General features: G+C 39.3%; 17 protein-coding genes. 5 read left to right on the forward strand and 12 right to left on the reverse strand.

The genetic code is table 11. From position 1 onward, the window contains the following. Window positions 1-42: 42 nt before the first annotated feature. Window positions 43-819, reverse strand: a complete 777-nt coding sequence (locus tag NMG86_RS08730; protein WP_026787300.1) for a hypothetical protein — start codon at window positions 817-819, stop codon at window positions 43-45. A 199-nt stretch (window positions 820-1,018) separates the two neighbouring features. Here NMG86_RS08730 and cobA point away from each other — a divergent pair, with 199 nt between their 5' ends. After that, complete coding sequence (gene cobA, locus NMG86_RS08735; RefSeq protein WP_026787299.1) at window positions 1,019-2,626, forward strand: uroporphyrinogen-III C-methyltransferase; 1,608 nt, start codon at window positions 1,019-1,021, stop codon at window positions 2,624-2,626. A 144-nt stretch (window positions 2,627-2,770) separates the two neighbouring features. On the opposite strand, the gene NMG86_RS08740 is transcribed toward cobA, so the two are convergent. The 3 genes from NMG86_RS08740 to NMG86_RS08750 form a co-directional block, all read right to left on the reverse strand. Then, entirely contained in the window at window positions 2,771-3,262 is a 492-nt protein-coding gene (locus NMG86_RS08740) for a hypothetical protein (protein ID WP_141293957.1), read from the reverse strand. A gap of 132 nt (window positions 3,263-3,394) precedes the next feature. Further along, window positions 3,395-4,015, reverse strand: a complete 621-nt coding sequence (locus NMG86_RS08745; RefSeq protein ID WP_026787297.1) for a L,D-transpeptidase — start codon at window positions 4,013-4,015, stop codon at window positions 3,395-3,397. Window positions 4,016-4,140: 125 nt separating this feature from the next. Further along, window positions 4,141-5,247: a tetratricopeptide repeat protein gene (locus tag NMG86_RS08750; RefSeq protein ID WP_026797460.1), complete on the reverse strand. Its 1,107-nt coding sequence runs from the start codon at window positions 5,245-5,247 to the stop codon at window positions 4,141-4,143. A gap of 327 nt (window positions 5,248-5,574) precedes the next feature. On the opposite strand from NMG86_RS08750, the gene rsmA reads away from it, so the two are divergent. The 3 genes from rsmA to NMG86_RS08765 are packed head-to-tail and all read left to right on the forward strand — an operon-like array spanning window position 5,575 to window position 7,742. Continuing rightward, a complete protein-coding gene (gene rsmA / locus NMG86_RS08755) occupies window positions 5,575-6,411 on the forward strand; it encodes a 16S rRNA (adenine(1518)-N(6)/adenine(1519)-N(6))-dimethyltransferase RsmA (protein WP_026797461.1) in 837 nt (278 codons plus the stop codon). Between the two features lie 44 nt (window positions 6,412-6,455). Next, entirely contained in the window at window positions 6,456-7,403 is a 948-nt protein-coding gene (gene ispE, locus NMG86_RS08760; protein ID WP_026797462.1) for a 4-(cytidine 5'-diphospho)-2-C-methyl-D-erythritol kinase, read from the forward strand. Between the two features lie 3 nt (window positions 7,404-7,406). Next, entirely contained in the window at window positions 7,407-7,742 is a 336-nt protein-coding gene (locus tag NMG86_RS08765) for a DUF3082 domain-containing protein (protein ID WP_026797463.1), read from the forward strand. 137 nt (window positions 7,743-7,879) lie between these two features. Here NMG86_RS08765 and NMG86_RS08770 read toward each other — a convergent pair whose 3' ends face one another. Then, on the reverse strand, window positions 7,880-11,515 hold the full coding sequence (locus NMG86_RS08770) for an AAA-like domain-containing protein (RefSeq protein ID WP_026797464.1): 3,636 nt from the start codon (window positions 11,513-11,515) through the stop codon (window positions 7,880-7,882). Between the two features lie 28 nt (window positions 11,516-11,543). Then, on the reverse strand, window positions 11,544-12,848 hold the full coding sequence (locus NMG86_RS08775) for an AAA-like domain-containing protein (RefSeq protein WP_026787291.1): 1,305 nt from the start codon (window positions 12,846-12,848) through the stop codon (window positions 11,544-11,546). A gap of 178 nt (window positions 12,849-13,026) precedes the next feature. On the opposite strand from NMG86_RS08775, the gene NMG86_RS08780 reads away from it, so the two are divergent. Beyond that, entirely contained in the window at window positions 13,027-13,842 is an 816-nt protein-coding gene (locus tag NMG86_RS08780) for a phospholipase D-like domain-containing protein (protein ID WP_026797465.1), read from the forward strand. A gap of 74 nt (window positions 13,843-13,916) precedes the next feature. Here the strand turns inward: NMG86_RS08780 and NMG86_RS08785 are convergent, their stop codons facing one another. The 6 genes from NMG86_RS08785 to NMG86_RS08810 form a co-directional block, all read right to left on the reverse strand. Beyond that, the gene (locus NMG86_RS08785; protein WP_026797466.1) at window positions 13,917-16,394 is read right to left on the reverse strand and encodes an HD family phosphohydrolase; all 2,478 of its coding nucleotides are present in this window, start codon (window positions 16,392-16,394) and stop codon (window positions 13,917-13,919) included. Between the two features lie 69 nt (window positions 16,395-16,463). Beyond that, window positions 16,464-17,444, reverse strand: a complete 981-nt coding sequence (locus NMG86_RS08790) for an ADP-ribosylglycohydrolase family protein (protein WP_026797467.1) — start codon at window positions 17,442-17,444, stop codon at window positions 16,464-16,466. Next, a complete protein-coding gene (aroQ, locus tag NMG86_RS08795) occupies window positions 17,441-17,902 on the reverse strand; it encodes a type II 3-dehydroquinate dehydratase (protein ID WP_026797468.1) in 462 nt (153 codons plus the stop codon). Before aroQ ends, NMG86_RS08790 begins: the two co-directional genes overlap by 4 nt. 30 nt (window positions 17,903-17,932) lie before the next feature. After that, on the reverse strand, window positions 17,933-18,070 hold the full coding sequence (locus NMG86_RS08800) for a hypothetical protein (protein ID WP_162832325.1): 138 nt from the start codon (window positions 18,068-18,070) through the stop codon (window positions 17,933-17,935). A gap of 504 nt (window positions 18,071-18,574) precedes the next feature. Next, window positions 18,575-19,831, reverse strand: coding sequence for a competence/damage-inducible protein A (locus tag NMG86_RS08805; protein ID WP_026787286.1), 1,257 nt, complete (start codon window positions 19,829-19,831; stop codon window positions 18,575-18,577). A 247-nt stretch (window positions 19,832-20,078) separates the two neighbouring features. After that, window positions 20,079-21,734: a CocE/NonD family hydrolase gene (locus tag NMG86_RS08810; protein ID WP_026797469.1), complete on the reverse strand. Its 1,656-nt coding sequence runs from the start codon at window positions 21,732-21,734 to the stop codon at window positions 20,079-20,081. Between the last annotated feature and the right edge of the window lie 35 nt (window positions 21,735-21,769).

Raw genomic sequence — 21,769 nt, forward strand, 5'->3', positions numbered from 1 at the left:
AAAAGGGAGAGAAATAATTATTTTTCCTTCTCCCCTCAATTTTTATGCTTCTTTTACAAATCTAATAATTTCTCTAACATGATTGAGGAATTTTCCATCGGTGGTTAATTGAGCGATCGCATTTTTTGCCTCTTTTTCTAAACGCTCATGTTCGGATAAATTAGTGGCTTTTAATGTTTCTAAATCCGCCGTTAATCGGGTGAAATCTTGACGGGTTGCTTGCCATCTTTGTTCCTGTTGAGAAGCCCAAGAATCGGCATATTTAAGGTTTAATTGGCTTTGTAATTCTTTTAAGGTTAATTCTACCGTTTCAAAACGATTTCGCAATTCTACCACGTCCTCACGGGGGTAAGAAATCTGACGTCTAACCATTGATAATCGTGCCGATAAATATTGGTAAGCCCGCACCGATGGCCGTAAAATTGTTAATAATAAAGCCGCCCCCGCACCCAAATAACCGACTAAACTAATTCCCGACCAAGCTAACCCATAAAGTCCTAAAGTAGATATTAAGTGTAAACCCAAAGCTACCCCCAGGGAACGTCGGGCTAATTTGGTTACATATTCCACTTGTTTCGGTTCAACGGGAATCCCTTTTTTTTTCGATTCTTCGGCTTCGGCTAAAACTTCTTTAGCTTCAAAATGAATATTCCAAGGAACAGTTACAATTAATAATAACCACCAAAAAATTGCACAGGCAATTACCCAATCTAAAAAGGTTCCTGCCGAAATTTGTAACCATTGTAACACACTAAACAGAATTAACAAAATGATAGTTAATCCTAAACCAAAAAAACCATAATTAAACTGAACTCTCATGGTTATTAATCCTAATTAATGATAGATGAAATTTAGTAAGTGCTTTCTATTTAAAAGCCGGATTTCCCTGTTTCCTTTTAACCCCGATTATGGATAAAAATATTAAAATTGCGATCGCCCCTGTGACACTTCTTAAAGTTTCACACCCTGAAATTAGGATAAAATCAGATTTGAACCTTAATTTTTATGAAATTTATCAATGATCAACCCAACTGGAAAAGTTTATTTAATGGGGGCTGGGCTAGGGGAAATTGCCTATCTTACCCTACAAGCCCAACAGTTACTTTCCCAAGCAGAAGTAATTATTTATGATGCCTTAGTAGATAATTCTATTTTAACCTTAGTTCCGGCAAATTGTTTAAAATTAGAAGTCGGAAAACGAGGTGGAAAACCCAGCACTCTCCAGACGGAAATCAATCAATTATTGGTTAAATATTGTCAAGAAGGAAAACAAGTTATCCGTTTAAAAGGAGGCGATCCTTTTATTTTTGGACGGACAACATCGGAAATTCAAGATTTAATTGAATCGGAATGCAAATTTGAAGTAATCCCCGGACTTTCTTCGGCTTTGGCGGCTCCAACCCTCGCCCATATTCCCCTAACAGACCCGGTAATGAGTCGTTGTTTTGCCGTCCTAACTGCCCATGATTTAGAAGCCCTAGATTGGCAAATTGTTTCCCAAATAGAAACCCTAGTTATTTTAATGGGAGGACGGAATTTAGCCGAAATTGTCCATCAACTTTTACGCCATGAACGACTTCCTCAAACCTCAATTGCTATTATTCAATCGGGCGGTTGTCCCCAACAAAAAGTTTGGGTTGGCAGATTAAATGATATTGTAGAAATAACAGCCAATCAATCCCTATCTCCCTGTGTGATTGTGGTGGGTGAAGTTGTTCGTTTACGCGATTTTATCAACCCTGATCAATACCCTTGGCAACAGAATCAACTACCAAAAAATACTATTTTAAATCAACATATTATGAACCAACTACTATTAGGTAAAACTATATTAGTTACTCGCTCCGTAGAACAATCAAGCATCCAAAGTGACTTATTAAAAGCTCAAGGAGCAATTGTTATTGAAATGCCCGCTTTAGTGATTACACCTCCATCTAGTTGGGAAAGTTTAGATCAGGCTATTGTACAATTAGGAAGTTCATCAGAAAATCCCTTTGATTGGTTAATTTTAACTTCTTCTAACGCAGTTCAATACTTTTTTAATCGCTTAATTACCCTAGGAAAAGATACCCGCAGTTTAGGTCAAACTAAAATCGCCGTAGTCGGTAAAAAAACTGCCGCTAGTTTGCAAGAACGTTATTTAAAACCTGATTTTATTCCGCCGGATTTTATTGCGGATTCCCTGGTCGAACATTTTCCAGAATCCTTAGCAGGAAAAAGAATTTTATTTCCCAGAGTTGAAACCGGAGGACGGGAAATTTTAGTGCAGGAATTGACAGCAAAAGGAGCAATTCTTGTGGAAGTTGCCGCTTATGAATCCGGTTGTCCTGATAGTATTTCTCCTGAAGTTTTAGACGCTTTACAGACCCAAAAAATTGATATAATTACTTTTGCTAGTTCTAAAACCGTCAAAAATTTCTGTCAACTGATTCAAACCCTACCGGAACAATCTTTACCCCCCAATTATTTAGACACAATTTGGATTGCTTCGATTGGCCCCCAAACTTCTAAAAGCTGTCAAAGTTTATTAGGAAGGGTAGACATCGAAGCCCAAGAATATACCCTAGAAGGATTAACCCAAGCGATTATAGAAATATCCGGTAAGCGTAAAACTCAGTGTCTTTAGACCTGAGATATCAGCGAATCGTGCGGTTTTAACCGCATAAAGTTTCTTTATTTAAGAAATGACTCAACCTTTGGCTTTTTTGTACCTAATTTTTAGCGAATGAAACAGCCCTAATCTTAGTAAAAAAAGAGGGCTTATATGGATCTAAAGTAACCAAGTGCTACTCGAAAAATCCTCATTAGAAGCGGGTTGAGAGGTGGAAGAATAGGGACGACGGGATAATGGATAGGCCTTGGGTTTTTCGAGTGCTTTCGGGGGTAAAGGTTGAAGTTTGGGTTCCAAGGCTGTTTTCAAGGATTCATTTTCTTGTTTTAGGGTTTTCAATTCTGCAATTAATTTAGAATTTACCTCAGATAATTGTAAGGCTGTATCTTGAGCTTTTTGTAATTTCCCTTTTAAATCGGCTTCTTGAATTTCAGTTTTCATTCGATCAATAAATAGATTTTTGTCGTTTAATTCCGCTTGTAATTGTAAGACTTTTTCTTGAAGCGATCGCTCCTGATTTTCAGATGTTGTGGGTAAGGCGGTTGATTCAGTCATAACCACACTTTCATCAGGTACAATTTCCACTTCAGCCATTGAACTTTTTTCTGTTTCTTGGCGTACCATATCGGAAAGACGTTTCCGCACCATCATTCTTCCCCTTGAATGAGTATTGATTTCCCGATCATAACCCTAATCTGCCCTTGAGAGACAATAAAAAAAAGGAATCAGGAGAGACTTTAACTTTCCTCGATTCCCCAAAATCTCAATAATATCTAAACTAGATTAAGGTTCCACAATCACCGGAGTTCCGACATCAACCTGTTCAAATAGGGCGACAACATCCTCATTACGCATCCTTACACAGCCATGGGAAGCCGCCTGTCCGATGGAGTTTACCGTTGGGGTGCCATGGAATCCAATCGCATCTTTTCCATCTGTCCAGAAGCCAATCCAACGCAATCCCAAGGCTGTATTTGGCCCCGGAGAACGGACTTCTCCCGTCCAGGGATCTTGCCAAACCGGGTTTTCAATTTTTTGCATGACTTTAAAATTCCCGGTTGGGGTTTCCCATCCCTCTTTCCCTACCGCCACTGGATAACTGGCAATTACCTGTTCTCCCTGATACAAATAAACCCGGCGTTGACCTAACCGTAAAATTACACGCTTAGGCTGTTCTAAGGAGGGCAAAAACAAGCCCGGGTTATCCAAGGGTGGAACTATGGGGTTGAGGGACTGACTGGGAATAATCGGGATAGGGGTAGAGGAAGCCGCACTGAGGTTTTCCGGGGCGGGGGCGGTTTCGGCGGTACCGGGTTGCTGTCCCCCTAAAAATAACGCGGCTATTGCGATACCAGCGCCGATTAAATATTGAGATAAACCTTGAGCGCTGACTTTGATGGTCATATTTGACTCCTCACTTAGAAATAATATTTAGTATTTACAAAATACGACTGGGCAAAAATCAAACTGTTCCTTAATTGCAAAGTATCATAGCAGGGCAGCAGCGATTTACTGCCCCGGTTTTCTATTTACTTTTTCTTTTGCAATTCCTTTAGGACAGCTTGGGATTTTTGCACTCCTTCAGTATTTCCTTGTTGTTGATAAAGTTCCAGAGCTTTTTGGAAAAACGTGATCGCCTGTGTCTCCCGACTCCCCCGACCTTTAAGGGCCATTCCCATACCAAAATGGGCGGAAGCATCATCGGGATTATTTTCAATCACCCGACGATAACTAATAATCGCCCCGACATAATCTTCTTTTGCTAGTTGAATTTCACCGAGGGCTGCATTGGCCGCCATCAGGGTCGGTTTTAAGGCTAAAGCCCGTTGATAGGCTTGGCTGGCGGCTTCAAAGTTCTGTTCCACCCTGAAAATTTCACCGATTTGGAATTGCACATCGCCATCCCGGGGGGCGAGTTGGGCGGCTTTTTCAAAGGCTGCAATTCCGCCATTGCGATCGCCATATTTTAATAAAGCGGCCCCTAATTTAATCTGGACACTGGCTTCATTCGGGGCTAACATCTCCGCCTGTTGCAGCACTTCTAAGGCTTTGCTGACGTTCTCTTGCTTCAGAAAAGCCATTCCCATAGCAGAATAGGCTTGCCAATTGCGCGGATCAACGGTCAGGAGGGTTTGATAGGCTCGGATTGCCCCCGCATAGTCCCCTTTACGGAATAGGGTAGCCGCTAATCCCTGGTGAGCCGGGATGTTGTCTCGTTTGAGCATGGTGGCTCGACGATAGGCGTCCGCGGCCGCATCATATTGTTTTAAATTGGCGAGGGTAAACCCTAAACCGTACTGAAAATCAGCATTATTCGGTTCTAGGATTAAGGCGTTTTGATAATATTGGGCGGCCACTTGGAAGTTACCGCGTAATGCTTCTAGGTAGGCAATCCCAGAATAAATTTTAGGGTTTCTAGGATCTAAACTAACGGCCTGGGTATAGATGCTAATGGCATTTTCTACATCTCCAGAATCCACCAACTTCCGACCCTGTTCTAACAAATCGTTAAGCTGTTTGTTAGCTTGGGGGTTGGCTTGAGCTACAATTTCCGTAGCTTGAGTAATTTGGGGTGTACTTATAGCAATCACAGCCATAAATACACTACTGATTAATAATTGAGTTCGATTTAACACGGCCTATTTTGTGTGAGAAGTTGAGCGAGTTGTCACTGGAGTTCCTAACCGATGGTTAGGGGTGAAATTGATACTGACATACTTCGGGCCATTTGTGAAGCTATCCGGTTGATCGGATTTCCCTGATTTTAAGGGGTTGTATCTCCCCTGATAGGGGTCAATAAAATTGAACCTCGGATCTGATCCCCCTAAATCCCCATTAAAAAGGGGGACTTTGACTGTCCGCTCCCCCCATTAGTAAGGGGGGTTAGGGGGGTCTTCCCAGGGTGCAAGTCAAATTATTGTTAGTTTCCCAGTCTATTTTTAACCTTTTATTTAATTATTTATATGCGATCGCCCCAACCCCGCAAACAATTCGCTCAACATTGGTTACGCAGTGAAAAAGCCCTGAGTAAAATTGTTAAATCTGCCTTATTATCCCCATCGGATTGTCTATTGGAAATTGGCCCAGGAACAGGCATTCTCACGACTCAATTATTATCGGTAGCTCGGTCGGTTGTGGCAGTGGAAATTGATCGGGATTTATCTCAAAATCTAGTTAAAAGATTCGGCAATCGGGATAATTTTTTATTACTAGAAGGAGATATTCTTACTTTAGATATCGACGGTCAACTCCAAGGGTTTCCTAATTTCCAAAATCCGAATAAAGTTGTTGCTAATATTCCCTATAATATTACCGGGCCGATTGTTGAACAATTGTTAGGAACCATTTCTGAGCCTAATCCTCACCCATACCAATTAATTGTACTATTAGTTCAAAAAGAAGTCGCCCAACGCATCACCGCCAATGCTGGATCTAAAACCTTCGGGGCGTTGTCGGTGCGAGTCCAATATCTGGCTAACTGTGAATATATCTGTGATGTCCCCGCCAAGGCCTTTTATCCAGCCCCTAAAGTCGATTCTGCGGTACTGCGTTTATGTCCCCGTCCCATTGCCCATCCCGCCAATAACCCCCAATATTTGGAAACCTTACTCAAATTAGGATTTTCCAGTAAACGAAAAATGTTAAGAAATAATTTACAAAGTGTGATCAGTCGAGATCAATTAACCCAATTACTGGAACAATTAGAGATTAACCCCCAAGTTCGCGCCGAAGACCTCAGCGTTGAACAATGGGTTAATTTAACTAACTTGATGGAAATAACTGATTTAGTCACCGATTAAAATAGTTTTTCTCCTGTCTTTTCTGTCTCTAATTCCGAATAAAAATGCGTTCCTATTCTTTAATTGCTCCGGCAAAAATCAACCTTTACTTAGAAATTATAGGCGATCGCCCCGACGGATATCACGAACTGGCGATGGTTTTACAAAGTATCAGTTTAGCCGATCAAATTGATATTCAACCGATTGGAATTGACACCATTATTGTCCGTTGTGATCATGCAGAAGTTCCCAATGATCATACCAATTTAGCCTATCGGGCGGCGGCATTATTAACTCAACAATTCCCCGAAGCTATGGCACAATTTGGGGGAGTAGAAATTAACATCAAAAAAAATATTCCCATTGCCGCCGGGTTAGCCGGAGGTTCCACCGATGCGGCTGCGGTTTTAGTCGGTTTAGATCTGATGTGGCAATTAGGCTTAACTCAAAGCGAATTAGAAGTATTAGGGGCTCAAATTGGTTCCGATGTTCCCTTTTGTATTCAAGGAGGAACGGCTTTAGCCACCGGACGGGGGGAAGAACTTTCTCCTTTGAAAAATTTAGATAATTTATATGTGGTTTTAGCCAAACATCGTCACCTAGGAATTTCTACGATTTGGGCTTATCAAACCTATCGTCAACAGTTTAGCCAAACCTATATTTCCCAAGCTCAAGATTTAGAAACCCGTCAACACCGAGTCCATTCGGGGCCGATGGTTTCTGCTATCATGCACGCAGACGGCTCGGCCATTGGTAAATTACTGCACAATGATTTAGAGAAAGTCGCCTTACCCGAACATCCTCAAGTATTGGAACTGCGAGAGGCTTTTGAGTCTCAGGGAGTTCTGGGAACGATGATGTCCGGTTCCGGGCCAACGGTTTTCGCCTTAACAGAATCTGAAGCCGAAGCATTACGGGTTTTAGAAGCAGTTAAAACCCAAATAGCTAACCCAGAATTGGATTTTTGGACAGCAAAATTTGTCTCCACTGGTATTCGTTTAGCCCAATCATAAACCATGACTAAAACTACTCCTAAAACCTCTGAAATTTCCTCAAAAACTGATTCAGTTAATTTATTCCGTTGTATTAGTAATGCAGGGATTTATGCCGCCGTTGCCTTCGGTTTGTATAATGTAACCCATGCTATTTCTGGAAAGTTTGCAGCCAAACCTATCCATTCTGAGAATTTTACCGTGATCCAAATGTCAGCAGCCGTTCGGACTCTGGTGGTTGGTGTATTGACGATGGGAACGGTTTTATTTTCTTTCCTGGCTGTAGGATTAATTGGATTAGCATTATACGTTAGTATTCAAAGGTTAATTAAACCTAAGATTCCTTCCTCTGATGGTTGAAAACCGTAGTCAGGCGTTCACGCCTCTAATCTAAGCTAATCTAAGCCCTGAAGGGCTTACTACCGTAGTATATTTTAGGGAGCGAGGACGCTCCCACTACAGATCGGTTGAAATTAATTTGGGAAAGAAAATAGAGCCTATTGACAAACTTTCAAACGTTCTCGCTCATCTGGACGATTAACAAAGTAACTTGATAACCAATTACAACCTCTTTCCAGTAGTTCATCTAAGTTTTGAGGAACAGACCAAACTACAACTTTATTATCTTCTCCAACAATCGCCACATATCGCCAGTCAGGACTAAAACGTGCAACAATTCCATAGTCAGGATGAGGGTTAACTTCCCATCGAGCTAATTTCCGACCGAGTAAATCATAAATTTCTACTACCCCATTTTTAGTAATTATAGCGATCCTTTGTCCATCTGGACTAAAGCTAAAATATCCTAATTGGCTGACTTTCAAAACAGTTAAAATTTTACTCGACAAGTCCCAAATATATACTATTCTGTCTTGATCTATTCCAGCAATATACTGACCATCGGGGCTTAAGATTGCATTAGAAATAGAATCATAATTTTTATCCTTTAATTTTAATAAATTTTTACCCGAACTATTATTAATCAATATTGTCCCATCTTTTTCTGTTTCAACTTTAAGGTTTTCGCCAATTTGAGGGTTACTTTGAGCCGGACTTTGATTATTAGTGTTCTCAGTGTTTAATAATTGGCCTGACAAGCTCCAAGTCTGAACATTTTTATTTGTTAAGACATCAATCGTTTTACCATCCTGATTAAAATTGACACTATCAATGTAATCTGACTGAGTTTTGATTGAATTTAAAATCTTACCTGAAAATGTCCAAACTTGAACAATTCCATCTTTTTCAATTGTAGCAATATACTTATTGTCAGGACTAAAAATAACATCTCTAACCCTATTTTTGCTATTTTTCAGTTGAGTAGCCTGACGACCTGATACATCCCAAAGGCGAATTAGACCATCTTCTCCATAAGTAATTAAACTTTTACTGTCAGGACTAAAATAAATAGAAAGTACAGTTCCTCGATGTCCTGTCAGTTCAAGCTGTTCTTGACCTGATAAATCCCAAAGACGAATTTTACCATCAGCCCCACCTGTTGCAATGAGTTGACCATTAGGGCTAAACCTCACTGATGCAATACTTCCTCTGTGTCCTTTAAGTTCTGCTATTTGTTCACCTGAAAAATTCCAAACTCTAGCAATGCCATCTGTTCCACCCGTGACTAACTGTTTACCAGTAGGACTAAAACTGACATCCAAAACACCAGATTTATGACCTTTAAGTTCTGCCAATAATTTTCCTGATATATTCCAAAGATAAGCTTTACTATCAAAGTCAATCGTTGCAACAAACTGACTATCGGAGCTAAAAATAACTCGGTAGCCATTGAGTTTTGCTATTGGCTGACCTGACCAATTCCAAATAGTAGGCTTAGAACTATTTTCTGAAGTAACAATATATTGGTGGTTAGGAGTTGTATCAACAATTGCTGAATCTATTGTAGGAGGAAGCCAATTCAATTTTGCTAAAACTTTACCAGAAAAATTTAAAATATAAGCTTCGCTTTTTTCAACTGGATGAATCAGAAGATGTTGGCTATCATGACTAAAATCGATATTCGCAAAATCACTTTTATCGTACTTAAATTCTGTTAATTTTTTTCCAAATTTATTCCAGACACGAACAAAACCATCTTTTCCGGCTGTTGCAATATATTGACTATTAGGACTAAAAATAATCGAATTTCCAGACCCCTTATGTGCTTTAAATTTCAGTAAATATTTACCAGAAAAGTTCCAAACATGAACAAACCCATCTTCTCCTACTGCGGCAATATATTGACCATCGGGGCTAAAAACAACTTGATTAACCACACCTTGATGTCCTTTCAACTGAGTCAAACTTTGACCTAGCCAGTTCCAGACATCTAAATCTATACTTCCCTTTGATGATGCTGTTACAAAATATTGATAATCAGGACTAAAGCTTAATGAGTTTAATGCTCCAAATGTATTGCGTTCATAAATGTTATCTAAAATTTGTTGTAAGCTAAAAATAGGGGTAACTGTAGGATAATTTTTCAAAGAATGAGTATTAGACGTTATAGGCTTGAAGTCTTTACCTGTTGTTCCATTCTCCCTGAAGATGGAAGCTTGCTTAAAGGTGGGGTTTAAATTTTTAAAATCTTTACCTATTGTTACTGCCTGCATTAAGGCTTCTATAGGTTCATTACCTGAGTAAAACTGTTGTAAAGCATTTATTCCTTCATTTTCTAGTCTATTATTTTCTCCCTGTAGTATTAGCTTAAAACCAGTAAAAAATCCTATAATTATAGACAAACTAATAAGCAAAAACAATTGTTCTTTTTGTTTATTTAATTCTTCACTTTGTTTCATAAATTTTTGAGAAATTATCATAAATTTTTTAAGATATACATATAATTCTTCATTAATTTTATTCAAATTTTTATTCTGTTTATTTAAGGAATAAACTACACTTTTATTAATAAAATCATAATCTTCATAACTAATCAGTTTTTGTTCTGACCACTTTACAGCTTTCTCCAAATATTGACCTTTCAAAAGTTTAGAATTATCTCTTTTTCCTGAATTTAACCAAGCTTGTAGTTGTTTATGAGAGTAAGGCCGTGATTGATTTAATTGTTTATCTACCCATTCTTGATCAAAGGTAAGTTGATATATTAAATTAAACGGTTGTAAAAAATTATGATCTCTAATAACTAACCCTGATAACCTTAATTTTGATTGTTCAAAACTACCATCTACTTCAATCTTGCCCTGTTTTAGAATGTGCTGATACAATCCTAATAAACGATGAGAGATTTTTTCATTATAAAGGATGCGATCGCGGATTGTTTTTAAATGTTCAGGCTCATCCTGAGATTCCCAATTATTGATAATATAGGTTCGCACAATCTGCTCAATATTAGGGGTTCTATTTTCTGCTTTTTCAACAACTAGCTGGCATAACTTTTGAGTCAGAAAAGGCTGTCCGCCTGTCCAATTTAAAATTTCTTTTAATATTTCTTCAGGATTATCAACAACTTCCCTCAACCCTTGAGTTAAAGATGATTGTGCTTCAGAAAATTCAAAACCTTTTAACTCAATGGCTTGACCAATATTAAAAGGAGTCCGTGTTTTGTCTTGAATCAAATCAGAAGGCGTTGCGACTCCTAATAAACAAAACGTTAAACGTTTATATTCTTGATTCTCTGAACGCTGATTGTAAAATGAACGAATTACGGCGAAGAATTCATCTTTAAACTTTATTTTTATAATACTGTCGATTTCATCTAAAAAAATAATTATTTTTTCTTGTAACTGAGATAAAATAATAGTTTCAATAAACTGGTTAAATTTTTGCAACGGTGATAAATAACTACATTCTTGCAACCATAATTCAAAGTTGACTTTTTGATCTAAGATTAACCCTTGAAGCAGCATAAACATTAGATCTCCATACCATTCTTCCGCACTGCCATAACTACTAATTTTTGTCATATCAACAGATACACATTTGAATCCTTCTTGCTTTAATTTCTTTGCCATTTTAACTCGTAAACTAGATTTACCCATTTGTCGAGAGTTCAAAACATAGCAAAACTCACCATTTTTTAAAGCATTATAAAGTTCATCATCTGCTTTGCGCTTTACATAGGTAGGGTTTTGATGGTCTAAACTTCCCCCAATACTGTATCGATATCTAGCCATATAATTAACTCCTTGATATGACCATTAATTAAAGATATTGTTGAAAATATTTATAGTATAAATCGCAACGAGCTTGAGCTAAATAACCTTGTTTTTTAATTAATCCCATACTGTGTAGTTTATAAGATTGCATAGGTTCAATTTGTATAGGTTGATCTGCATTAATAACTTGCTTAAAAGCTTCACAAAGTTCTGGTTTTTGCTGCAAAGCCTCTAAATGACGTCGCAGGTGATCATCATAAATTCCTGCTGGAGTTGCTGCATCTTCTAACAACTGATCGAATGATAAACTGTGACGAGCAAGATGATAAAATGCTAATCGTGCTAAATAAGGATGCCCACCTATCATGTCGTATAATAAATTAATCTCCGGTGAATCTACCTTAATGTGTAATTGATGACGTTTTGCTAAATCTATCATTTGTTCTAAGGTAAATTCGCTTAAATTAACTGGAAATCCTATATTAAACGGTGACTGATTAATGTCTAAACGTCCATAGTCTTCTGTAGAATGGACAACTAATAATCTTAGATTTTCAAAAATTTCTAAATCTTTGGCATCTTCATACCAACTTCGTAATAATGAAAAGAAATCTTGATAGATTTCAGGATAATCAAAAATTCGATCAATTTCATCAAATCCTAAAACTAATGGTATGTCAATTTCTTCTAATAAAAACTTTAAATAATTACTGCAACTAACTTTACTACCTCGATTCCAATATTGATCAAGCTGCTCTGTAATTTGTAAGTGATCGCTCATATCAACACACAAAAAACGTAGAAAATGATCTAAACTCTTAAATGCCTCACCATCCATCTTTTGCAAGTTAAAACGCACTGTTCGATAACCCTGCTGTTCTGCATGGTGAAGAATTCGGTTTAATAAAGATGTTTTACCTATTTGTTTTGGTGCTTTAATCCGAATTAATGCTCCTGGTTGTTCAATTTCTTCATAACAGTCGGATTCAATAGGTAAACGCTCAATATAAAAAGGGGAGTCTAAGGGAACAACCCCTTCTGGATTGTCTAGTTTCATCTTTGGTAAAGTTCCGCCAAGATACTTAGCAATGATTTCAGGATTTACATATTCAGGCTTATACTTAGCAAATAATTCCACCAAATCATTCCGAAGACGTTCATGTTCATTCTTTTCGTTTTTAATCCCAAATATATTGCAGGCTTTTGCAATGTGCTTTCGGATGGTAGATGAATGAACATCTCGTGTTTCCGCAGTCGTTGTATCTGAATCTCCTGCAAAAAAAGGCTTTAGTGCCTGTTTGTTCTTAGGAGTCAGTTTTTCGTATGCCGTATCGAATTCTTCTTTATTCATATTCTAAGTTTAGCAAAAATCCTATAAGTCTTAGTTTTGGGAATTTTTTTTCACAAAACCATTATATACAGAGTTGCTTGTGAAAGTATGGGAAGTTTTAGACTCATTTGCAAGTTTGAAAAAAATATATTTTATGCTGAAAACGTAATCAGAAATTTCTTATTAGGAGAAATTAACTATGTCGGCTTATAACTCCCTCAATAATCAAAATTTTATTCAACGCCAAGCCCATTCTCTTGATCTGCGTAGCTTGTCACAACTTGACACCCGTTTAGCTCACTGTCAAAACTGCTATGCAATTCACCCCAGCTTACAACGAAACCAACAAAAACAAATTTTCTGCCCAACTTGCGGAATTCAATATATTGTCAATAGTCCTGAACCTGCAAAAGTAATTCAATCTTATTTCCGAGATAAAAATCTCTACTTTAATGATAATGACCTTGATATTGAGCAATATAAAAAATTAGGAGCGATCGCACAACGCCTTAATACTGACCCCAATTATCCCCTCATGGCAGGTTTATTAAAAGCAATGAATCTAGCTAAAAAGTTTATCCATTTTATCAGTCTGGGGATTAGTCATCAATTTCTAGGCGCATTAAAAACAGTATCCCAAGGGATTCCAGTTAAAGGTATTGTTTCCTTAACCTCTAGTCAAACCTATCAATTACCCGAATTATCAAACTACACCCATGAAAGCCCAAACCTAGAGATTAAACCGATGTGTGAAACTATTTTTAATTGGGATAGAATTCCTCATCAAAAACTAATTGTTATCGATGGATTAATAGCCTTTAAAGGCAGTGCAAATCTGACCCTTACCGCTTGGCGAAAGGCAGAACGCAATTTAGAAGAAATCGAATTGATCACCAATCTTGAAGAAGTAATTTATCTCCATAATCGCTATTTTTCACCCGTTTGGGCTGATTTTAGTTCGGATGGAAAAGCCATTATTATTGATCACGATAACCTTGAGGATATGGCAGCTTAAAAAACATCAATTCCTGTAGGGGTAACGCTCACATAGATGGAATCCCCGCCCGTTTTACGGCGGGGCGGCGGATGTCAACGACAACCTAGCACCGCTTTTGGATAAGCAATTCGTTTGTGATTAACTTGTTCCCAAACCCTGACAAAGATTTCGGCGATTTTTGCCATTTCTGCCCTGGTTAAACCCGAATCAATTAATTGATTATCTTGCCATCGAGCCTTTAATATTTTATTAACCATATTTAATGCTTCTTCGTGGGTGGCATCCTTAAGCGATCGCAATGCCGCCTCACAGGAATCTGCTAACATCACAATCCCCGTTTCTTTAGATTGGGGAATCGGCCCATCATAGCGAAAATCATCTTCTCGGACTTCCAATTCAGGATTTTCTTTAGCAAGTTGTTGGGCGTGATAATAGAAATAAGCAATCTGCATACTTCCTTGATGTTCAGGAATAAATGATTGAATCGCTTTTGGTAAACGATATTTTTTCGCCATTGCTAACCCCTCGCCAACGTGCTTTTTAATAATTTTGGCACTTTCCCATGGGTCATCAATTGTATCATGTTTATTCGTTCCCCCCATTTGATTTTCAATAAATCCTAAAGGGTCGTGCATTTTTCCAATATCATGATATAAAGTTCCAGTTCTGACTAATTCCACATTACAGCCCAATTCTTGAGCGGCGGCTTCGGCTAAAGTTGCCACAAACATCGTATGTTGAAATGTTCCGGGTGCTAGGGTTGCTAATTTTTTTAATAACGGTCGATTGGGATTTGCTAACTCAGCTAATCGAATCGGAGTAATTAAATCAAATAGATGTTCTAAATAGGGACTTAACCCCAAGGCGACAATACTCCAAGCCACTCCTTCTAATACTTGTAATCCTACAACCTTGAGCATAACATACCAAATTGATCCGGCTGTTGCACTCGCCATTAAATTAAAAATTAAGTAAACAGCACCTTGAGCAATTCCCACCTCTAATCCTAGTAATGCTAATTCTTCTCGACTCCGAGATTGCCCTGCCAAAAGACTCCCAACTAATCCTCCCACGGCACTGGCCAGTAAATGAAAATTATCAATTTCCATGCCAATTGGTAATAAAATTGAAAGTAGACCCACAACCGTTACTCCCACAGCCGAGCCATAAAAACTTCCTACTAATAACCCCACCGCAGGTAAATTAATCAGAGGTAATTTTAACAAAATAATAATCGGTGTACTTAGGGTTAGCAGTAATAATAAAAGCCGATCTCGACGACGTAAACCTCGATGAAATTTCCATTCAACCAATAAAACAATTCCGACTCCTAGACTAACTAACCCTACTAACTTAATTAATCCTTTTGAATTAATTCCCCGTTCACTCAAACCAAAATAATCCAGTAAGACAAAATCCCGTTGAGTAATTTTTTGTCCTCTGTTAACAATAACTTCTCCCATGCTAATATTAACTAACACAGGTTCAATTTTTTGTGCGACTAACTCGGCTCGATGACGGGTTGCTTCTGGATCTTTAACTAAATTTGCTTTTAAAACTTGATTTAATAAATTAGTTGCAAATAATTGAGTTTCTAAAGGAATTGTATATTTAATATGAACTTCAATAGCTTTTTTCAGGATTTCATCGGGTACACCAGGAGCAATCCCCTGGGCTAACATCTCTTGAGTAATTTGAGCAATTCCTGTTTGGGTTTGCAACCAAATTTGATCAGACCAGCCAAAGATGGACTCACTATAAAAGACTGTTTGATCAACAGAGGATTTCTGGGAAAAGGAATTCAATGATGCGGCATATCGCCAACGGGCTTGGGTCACATCGGATAATAATTGTGAAAATTCAACCTCAGTGGTTCGCTGACGGTAAGCCTGTAATTGTCTGAGGGTATGTTGGCGAATTTCGACTAAGTTGGCTTCTTGCCAATCGGTAAATTTGGTCGGATTTTTTTTACTTGGGGTTTTTGATGGGGTAGTTGAGGGAATTTGTACACTCACCTGTTCAACTTGGGCAATTAAATCTTGCCATTCTCGTTCTGGAACCCCGCGCAAGTAACGCTGAACTTCCGTCGATAAAATTCCCGTATTCACAAAAGGAAAAGGTTCGGCGATATTGCGGATAGATGCCCCCTGGGCTAATACCTTTTGAATGGTTTGCTCGATATCTTGATTGACGGCATTGTCAATCACTAAAACCGGAATCGCACCAATTTCAGCCGCTTTGCGCTTTTCATCGGTGGTTTTCAGGTCAGGAACATTGGCATCCGAGGGGGCGTTAATGGTTTCCTGGGCAATACGACCGACATCTAATTTGGGTTGGTTGTAAAATCGAACCCCGATAACGCTAGTTAAGGAAACTACACTTACCAAGAAAAAGATTGGACTCGTCAGAGAACTCAATTTTTTTTTGACTTTTCGGGGTTTAGGATTGGATAACAATGAAGGGTTGGAACCGGATAGTTTTGTGGGTGAAGGCTGTATAGGAGGCGAGGCGGAATGGGCGCGGCTACAAAGCCGTTCAATCTGTTGCGTCAGAGTAGGTCGCGTATTCATCAGCTTGGAAACTAGATCAAGGGGTTTAGCAGCCGTTTGAATTTAATTGTATAGTATTGTTTTGAGTTTTTAAGGAAAGCTAATAACCATTGGTTTTAAAGGGTGATACACCCCTGACCAAAGAGCAAATAGATTCTGGGCTAACTCTAGCAGTTCTTCCTGAGTGGGGTTGAGTTCTACAGGGTTATTTTCAATTTCTGGATCAGTTGAAGGCCAAATAGAGGGGTCTTGAAACTCCAAACGCCATTTGACTGGAATTGCGATGTAGCCTTGATAGGCACCGGATAAAGCCCCACTGATGGCGGCTGTGATTTGGGGATGGTATCGGGTTTGTAGCGATCGCAAAACCGTTAAAGAATAGTCTTCTGGGGTGCTGAGAAAACAATAGAAGCCCAGAGCCAAGGCCGTCCAATTTTCAGGCTCGAAATGATTTGGAACAGTCGGTTGAGGAGAATAACTGAGTTTTGAGGTTTGGGTCAGTTGACGAACGGCCGTTTCTAAGCTGGCTTTTTGCTGTAATAGGGTTTGAACTTGTTTTAATTTAGCCGTTAAAGCCGATTCGGTCGGTAACAGCTTTAATAAATTGGGAATCAGTTGATGGAGTTCTGGATTTTGAGTTAGGATCTGTGCGATCGCGGTCGCCATGACCAAAACCCCATCCCAAACACTGGGTAACTGTTCCGGGATATTCGATCTTAACTGTTTTAAAGAGATCAAATTATCGTGAAAAAATAAGGCTAGTGGGAAGCCAACAATAGCCGCCTCACTACCTGAATTTAACCCCTGTGGGCATGGTATCGAGGGTTTTTGAGAGATTTCCAATTTTGGAGATTTTTCCCTGTGGTTCGCCACTAATGCCCAGTAATCAATCGGATTAAATCCTTGATATTTGATTAAGCTTTGAGCGAGTTGGGGAATCAGTTCCCCCCAATTTAGGGAACAACCAGGAGATAGGTTTTCAGACCTGGGTTTAATTTGGCCTAACCGATAACCGAGGACTGTGCCTAGAAAGGCCCCTTGAAATTGGCTAGATAGTGAATATTGGTTCATGGAGAGGATTCTAACGGTTTTTGCCCCTGCAAATGACGAACCAAAGCCTGTAGTCCCAAGCGGTAACTTTCTGCTCCAAATCCACTAATTTGTCCAATCGCCACTGCTGCAATAAAAGAATGATGCCGGAATGGTTCTCGACGGTAAATATTGCTTAGATGTACCTCAACGGTAGGAATCCCAACTCCTGAGATCGCATCTCGCAGGGCAATACTGGTGTGAGTATAGGCTCCGGCATTAATTAGCAAGCCTTGGTGTTGCCCGAATGCGGAGTGTATTGCATCCACCAAAACCCCTTCGTGGTTAGACTGGATGATTGAGAGTTTAACAGAGAGTAACTGAGCCTCCTGTTCCAACAGTCGATTGATTCCTTCTAACGTTGTTTTCCCGTAAATTTCAGGTTCTCGCTGACCCAAGAGATTCAAATTGGGGCCATGCAATACTAAAAGACTTAGCAAAGGATTAACCTTAATCAAATGTTAAATTAACTACCTCCGACGGCGGGGCTCATCCACAGGTACAGGAATTGGCTCTGCTTCGGGTTGAGCCGCCGGGCCCAATAGGGCATCAATAAGCTCCCGCGCCCATTCTTTTAACTTTTCCAGTATTCTATCAATGTATTCCATTGAACAAAAAGCTCCTCGCTGTAAACTAGCTACGCAACTGGACTGGGGGTTAAGGTTAACCGAATGGTTAGCCCAATCACCGTATAACGCTCAAAACCAATGCTTGCTATGGGTTAGCAAGTTTTATCCTTAACGGATATCTGCTCTATATTTCCTATTCTATTATATTACTCCAATTCTGGCTTAAAATTTCATAAAAGTTTCTAAAATTTTAAGCACTTGGTAATAGGACATCCTAGAATAATCTCTTTAATTTAGGGGATTTTTACACCCCCAACCATCTCCTAGATCCATGGCATTTAGGATTAGTTGAAAATTGGTTTGATCGGGGTCGCTAATTCACAACTGCCTAACTCAAATAAACCTAGAGAGACACTGTACTAGCTCCATCTTACCAAATTTTTCAGTTATGGTTAGGTATTTAATTGAACAACACCACCCTCAGCATAACGAATCTTTACAAGTTTAGGCAATAGCTTGACAATTTCTTGTTTTCCCCAACCATTAACCTTTACCGAGAAGATGACGACGCAGAAGGTCAAGGGCCGTACTGCTGCTTACCCGCCGTATCCAGTCCCGACTCCGTTTTTCCCCAAAACGACATTCCAGACTCTCTACTGACCCCTGGGGCGTCGCTAAACCAATGTAAACCAGTCCGACGGGTTTGGTCGTAGTACCGCCTCCTGGCCCAGCAATTCCGGTAATACTTAAGCCCCAATTGGTTTGCAAGAGATTTTTGACACCGATGGCCATTTGTTCAGCGACGACCGCACTAACAGCCCCGTATTCCTCTAAATCATCGAGGTTGACATTGAGCAGAGAAGCCTTCACCCGATTATTATAGGCAATTACACCGCCGAGAAAATATTCAGAACTGCCGGGAATTTGGGTCAGGATGTGTCCTAAACCTCCTCCAGTGCAGGATTCAGCCACACTCAAGGTAGCTTGATGTTGTTGCAATAATTCCCCCACCACTGAAGCCAAAGTTTGATCATTGGCCCCATAACAATCGAGTCCAGCAATTTCTCGCAGTTGGGTTTCAATGGGGGTAATTAATTGTTGGGCAATTTCTGGAGAGTCGGCCCGGGCAGAAATTCTTAATTTCACTTCTCCATGATTAGCATAGGGAGCAACGGTGGGATTTTTTAGATATAGGAAATCAGCAACTTTTTCGGCTAAAGTGGATTCGGCTATGCCCCAAAATTTTAGGGTACAACTTTGAATAATTCCTTGACACCAATTGTTATTTTTTAGATAGGGAATTGCCACATCTGACCACATTTGATAAAGTTCTGCGGGAACCCCTGGAAAGGTTAAAATTGTTAATCCATCTCCCCTGGGTTTCCAGATAATTCCCGGTGCAGTTCCGGTTAAGTTTGCAAGGATTTCTGCCCCTTGAGGAATTAAGGCTTGTTTACGATTACTCGCCGACATCACCCGTCCCCGTTGATTAAATTTTTGAGTGATATCTTCAATAATTTCCGGTCTTTCTATCAGGGGAAATCCAAAAAAATCAGCGATGGTTTCAACGGTTAAATCATCGGGAGTCGGCCCCAAACCCCCGGTAAAAATCAATAATTGAGAGCGTTCAGATGCGATCGCAATTACTTTTTTTAGGCGTTCTCGATTATCTCCAACTACACTTTGATAATAATGGGGAATGCCTAATTGAGCTAATTGTTGTCCCAAAAACTGAGCATTGCTATTGAGAATATCACCCAAAAGCAGTTCCGTACCGACACAAATAATTTCAGCAACCATAAGCTCAAGATAAGATAGATTTTGACATCCGCCCCGCAGTAAACGGGCAGGGATTCCATCTATTTTAGCAGGTTAACCCTTCGACCGTTCGACTGGCTCACGGCTCAGGAGATAGCTGCTGAAATTCTGGCGGGATAATAAGTACCTAAACAAAATTAATTACACATCCTCCACCCTGTTCCCTCCCCCCCTAGCCCCCCGTGCACGGGGGGTTTGGGGGGGCTGTTCCCTCTCTCAACTAGGTAATTTATTTTGTGTAACTACTTATAATTTTTGAAGAAAAATTACCTCCAGAATGAATAGTTAACGTAATAATTTTATACTCAATTAAATGGGTTTGATTCAGAGGTTTTTCGGTTCCTGAGTTCACGGGATAAGCTGGAAAACAAGCCCCACTGATACTTAAACGCAAACAATGGTTTTGAGGAATTTTAATACAAGTAGGTTGCAATTTAATTTGATAAGAATTTATATTTTTATCTTGACTAAAATCATTATTTGTGTTAAGATTAATGGTAGTAATTCGTTGATAACCTTGACTAAAATTATAAACACTGCCATCGGGTTTAACTTCTGATAAAACCGCAGATAAATCAAACGTTGGCTGGTCTGCTGTACAATAAATTTCTACCGCTAAATCCCCGGCTAAATGTAAATCTTGACTCAAGGGTTCCGAGGTATAAGTAACAATATCACTGCGACAATCTAAGCTAGAACGGTCAAAAGAACCCGTGGGATACATGGCATGACCTCCCAGGGCGGGAACCGGACGCCAAGGGTCATGAACAAAGATATCTTCTTGAGAATTTTCAGGACAATTTGGCGTTAAAATTCCGGCATCTTCTCGTAAATTTGCTAGTCCATTTGTGGATAAATAATAAATCTGGGAAGGTGATGACGGCCATTGTTGAAATTGTCGCCATTCTTGACTTCCCATCTCAAATAAACAAACCTGATTTTGATTAAAAATTGGGTTTTCTTTTCCTTTTAAAAAAGTATCAAACCATTGAATTTGCAGGTTATCAATAAAGCTGGATGCGGTTAACCCATAATTCACAGACCCGACCTTTCTCCCCCAGGGAAGATGCGCCCAGGGGCCAACAATTAAATATTGGGGGGAGGAGCTACGCTTGACCATTTCTTGATAAAAATTAATTGTTCCTCTTAAATAGGTATCAAACCATCCCCCAATATGCAGCATCGGTAAGTCTAAATTATCTAATTTTGGCGATAGATTTTGCCAATATTCATCGGGTTGATTATGGGCTAACCATTGGTGATAAAATGAATCTGAATCATGGATTTTTAACACTTCTGGACTAGCAGGAATGGGATCAAAAAAGGGTAAATTTCGAGAGGCTTGATACAGAGAATTATAGGCGGTTTTATCCCCTTTTAATCGGGCTGTTTCGGCGGCAATTTGAATCGCCCATCCTAAGTTAGCATATAAACAAAAAGCCCCTCCTTCATAGGCCCAATCTCTATATAAATCATAACTCATCATCGCCGGACAGATAGTTTTTAATGCTTTCGGGCGACTAGAAGCGGCATAAACTTGAGTTAATCCTTGATAGGAAAATCCATACATTCCCACCTGACCGTTACTATTAGGAAGATTTGCGACCCAATTAATAGTATCTAAACCGTCTTCTATTTCATTAGTAAAAAGTTTGAATTTACCTTCTGAGGTTCCCCGTCCTCTCACATCTTGAATTACTACAATATACCCCTGTTGAGCATACCATTTTGGATGGGCATAAACAACGGTAGATGCGATCGCTCTCCCATAGGGTTGTCGCATTAATAAAACGGGTAATTTTTCCTCTGTATCGGGTCGATAAATGTCCGCATCTAGTCGAATTCCATCCTGGGTAATTAGAGAGGCTGTTTCTTGAATAATCATCTTTTTTAGTTATCTATAAATAAGATAATTGATAA

It is taken from the genome of Planktothrix rubescens CCAP 1459/22, from assembly GCA_904830895.1.
GTDB lineage: Bacteria > Cyanobacteriota > Cyanobacteriia > Cyanobacteriales > Microcoleaceae > Planktothrix > Planktothrix agardhii.

What these genes read in the sequence shown, in the direction of transcription:
- NMG86_RS08730 (WP_026787300.1), bottom strand. Translation starts at nt 819, where the DNA reads ATGAGAGTTCAGTTTAATTATGGTTTTTTTGGTTTAGGATTAACTATC.
- NMG86_RS08800 (WP_162832325.1), bottom strand. Translation starts at nt 18,070, where the DNA reads ATGGAATACATTGATAGAATACTGGAAAAGTTAAAAGAATGGGCGCGG.
- NMG86_RS08765 (WP_026797463.1), top strand. Translation starts at nt 7,407, where the DNA reads ATGACTAAAACTACTCCTAAAACCTCTGAAATTTCCTCAAAAACTGAT.
- NMG86_RS08775 (WP_026787291.1), bottom strand. Translation starts at nt 12,848, where the DNA reads ATGAATAAAGAAGAATTCGATACGGCATACGAAAAACTGACTCCTAAG.
- ispE (WP_026797462.1), top strand. Translation starts at nt 6,456, where the DNA reads ATGCGTTCCTATTCTTTAATTGCTCCGGCAAAAATCAACCTTTACTTA.
- cobA (WP_026787299.1), top strand. Translation starts at nt 1,019, where the DNA reads ATGATCAACCCAACTGGAAAAGTTTATTTAATGGGGGCTGGGCTAGGG.
- NMG86_RS08810 (WP_026797469.1), bottom strand. Translation starts at nt 21,734, where the DNA reads ATGATTATTCAAGAAACAGCCTCTCTAATTACCCAGGATGGAATTCGA.
- NMG86_RS08785 (WP_026797466.1), bottom strand. Translation starts at nt 16,394, where the DNA reads ATGAATACGCGACCTACTCTGACGCAACAGATTGAACGGCTTTGTAGC.
- NMG86_RS08745 (WP_026787297.1), bottom strand. Translation starts at nt 4,015, where the DNA reads ATGACCATCAAAGTCAGCGCTCAAGGTTTATCTCAATATTTAATCGGC.
- NMG86_RS08740 (WP_141293957.1), bottom strand. Translation starts at nt 3,262, where the DNA reads ATGATGGTGCGGAAACGTCTTTCCGATATGGTACGCCAAGAAACAGAA.
- NMG86_RS08805 (WP_026787286.1), bottom strand. Translation starts at nt 19,831, where the DNA reads ATGGTTGCTGAAATTATTTGTGTCGGTACGGAACTGCTTTTGGGTGAT.
- rsmA (WP_026797461.1), top strand. Translation starts at nt 5,575, where the DNA reads ATGCGATCGCCCCAACCCCGCAAACAATTCGCTCAACATTGGTTACGC.
- NMG86_RS08790 (WP_026797467.1), bottom strand. Translation starts at nt 17,444, where the DNA reads ATGAACCAATATTCACTATCTAGCCAATTTCAAGGGGCCTTTCTAGGC.
- NMG86_RS08770 (WP_026797464.1), bottom strand. Translation starts at nt 11,515, where the DNA reads ATGGCTAGATATCGATACAGTATTGGGGGAAGTTTAGACCATCAAAAC.
- NMG86_RS08780 (WP_026797465.1), top strand. Translation starts at nt 13,027, where the DNA reads ATGTCGGCTTATAACTCCCTCAATAATCAAAATTTTATTCAACGCCAA.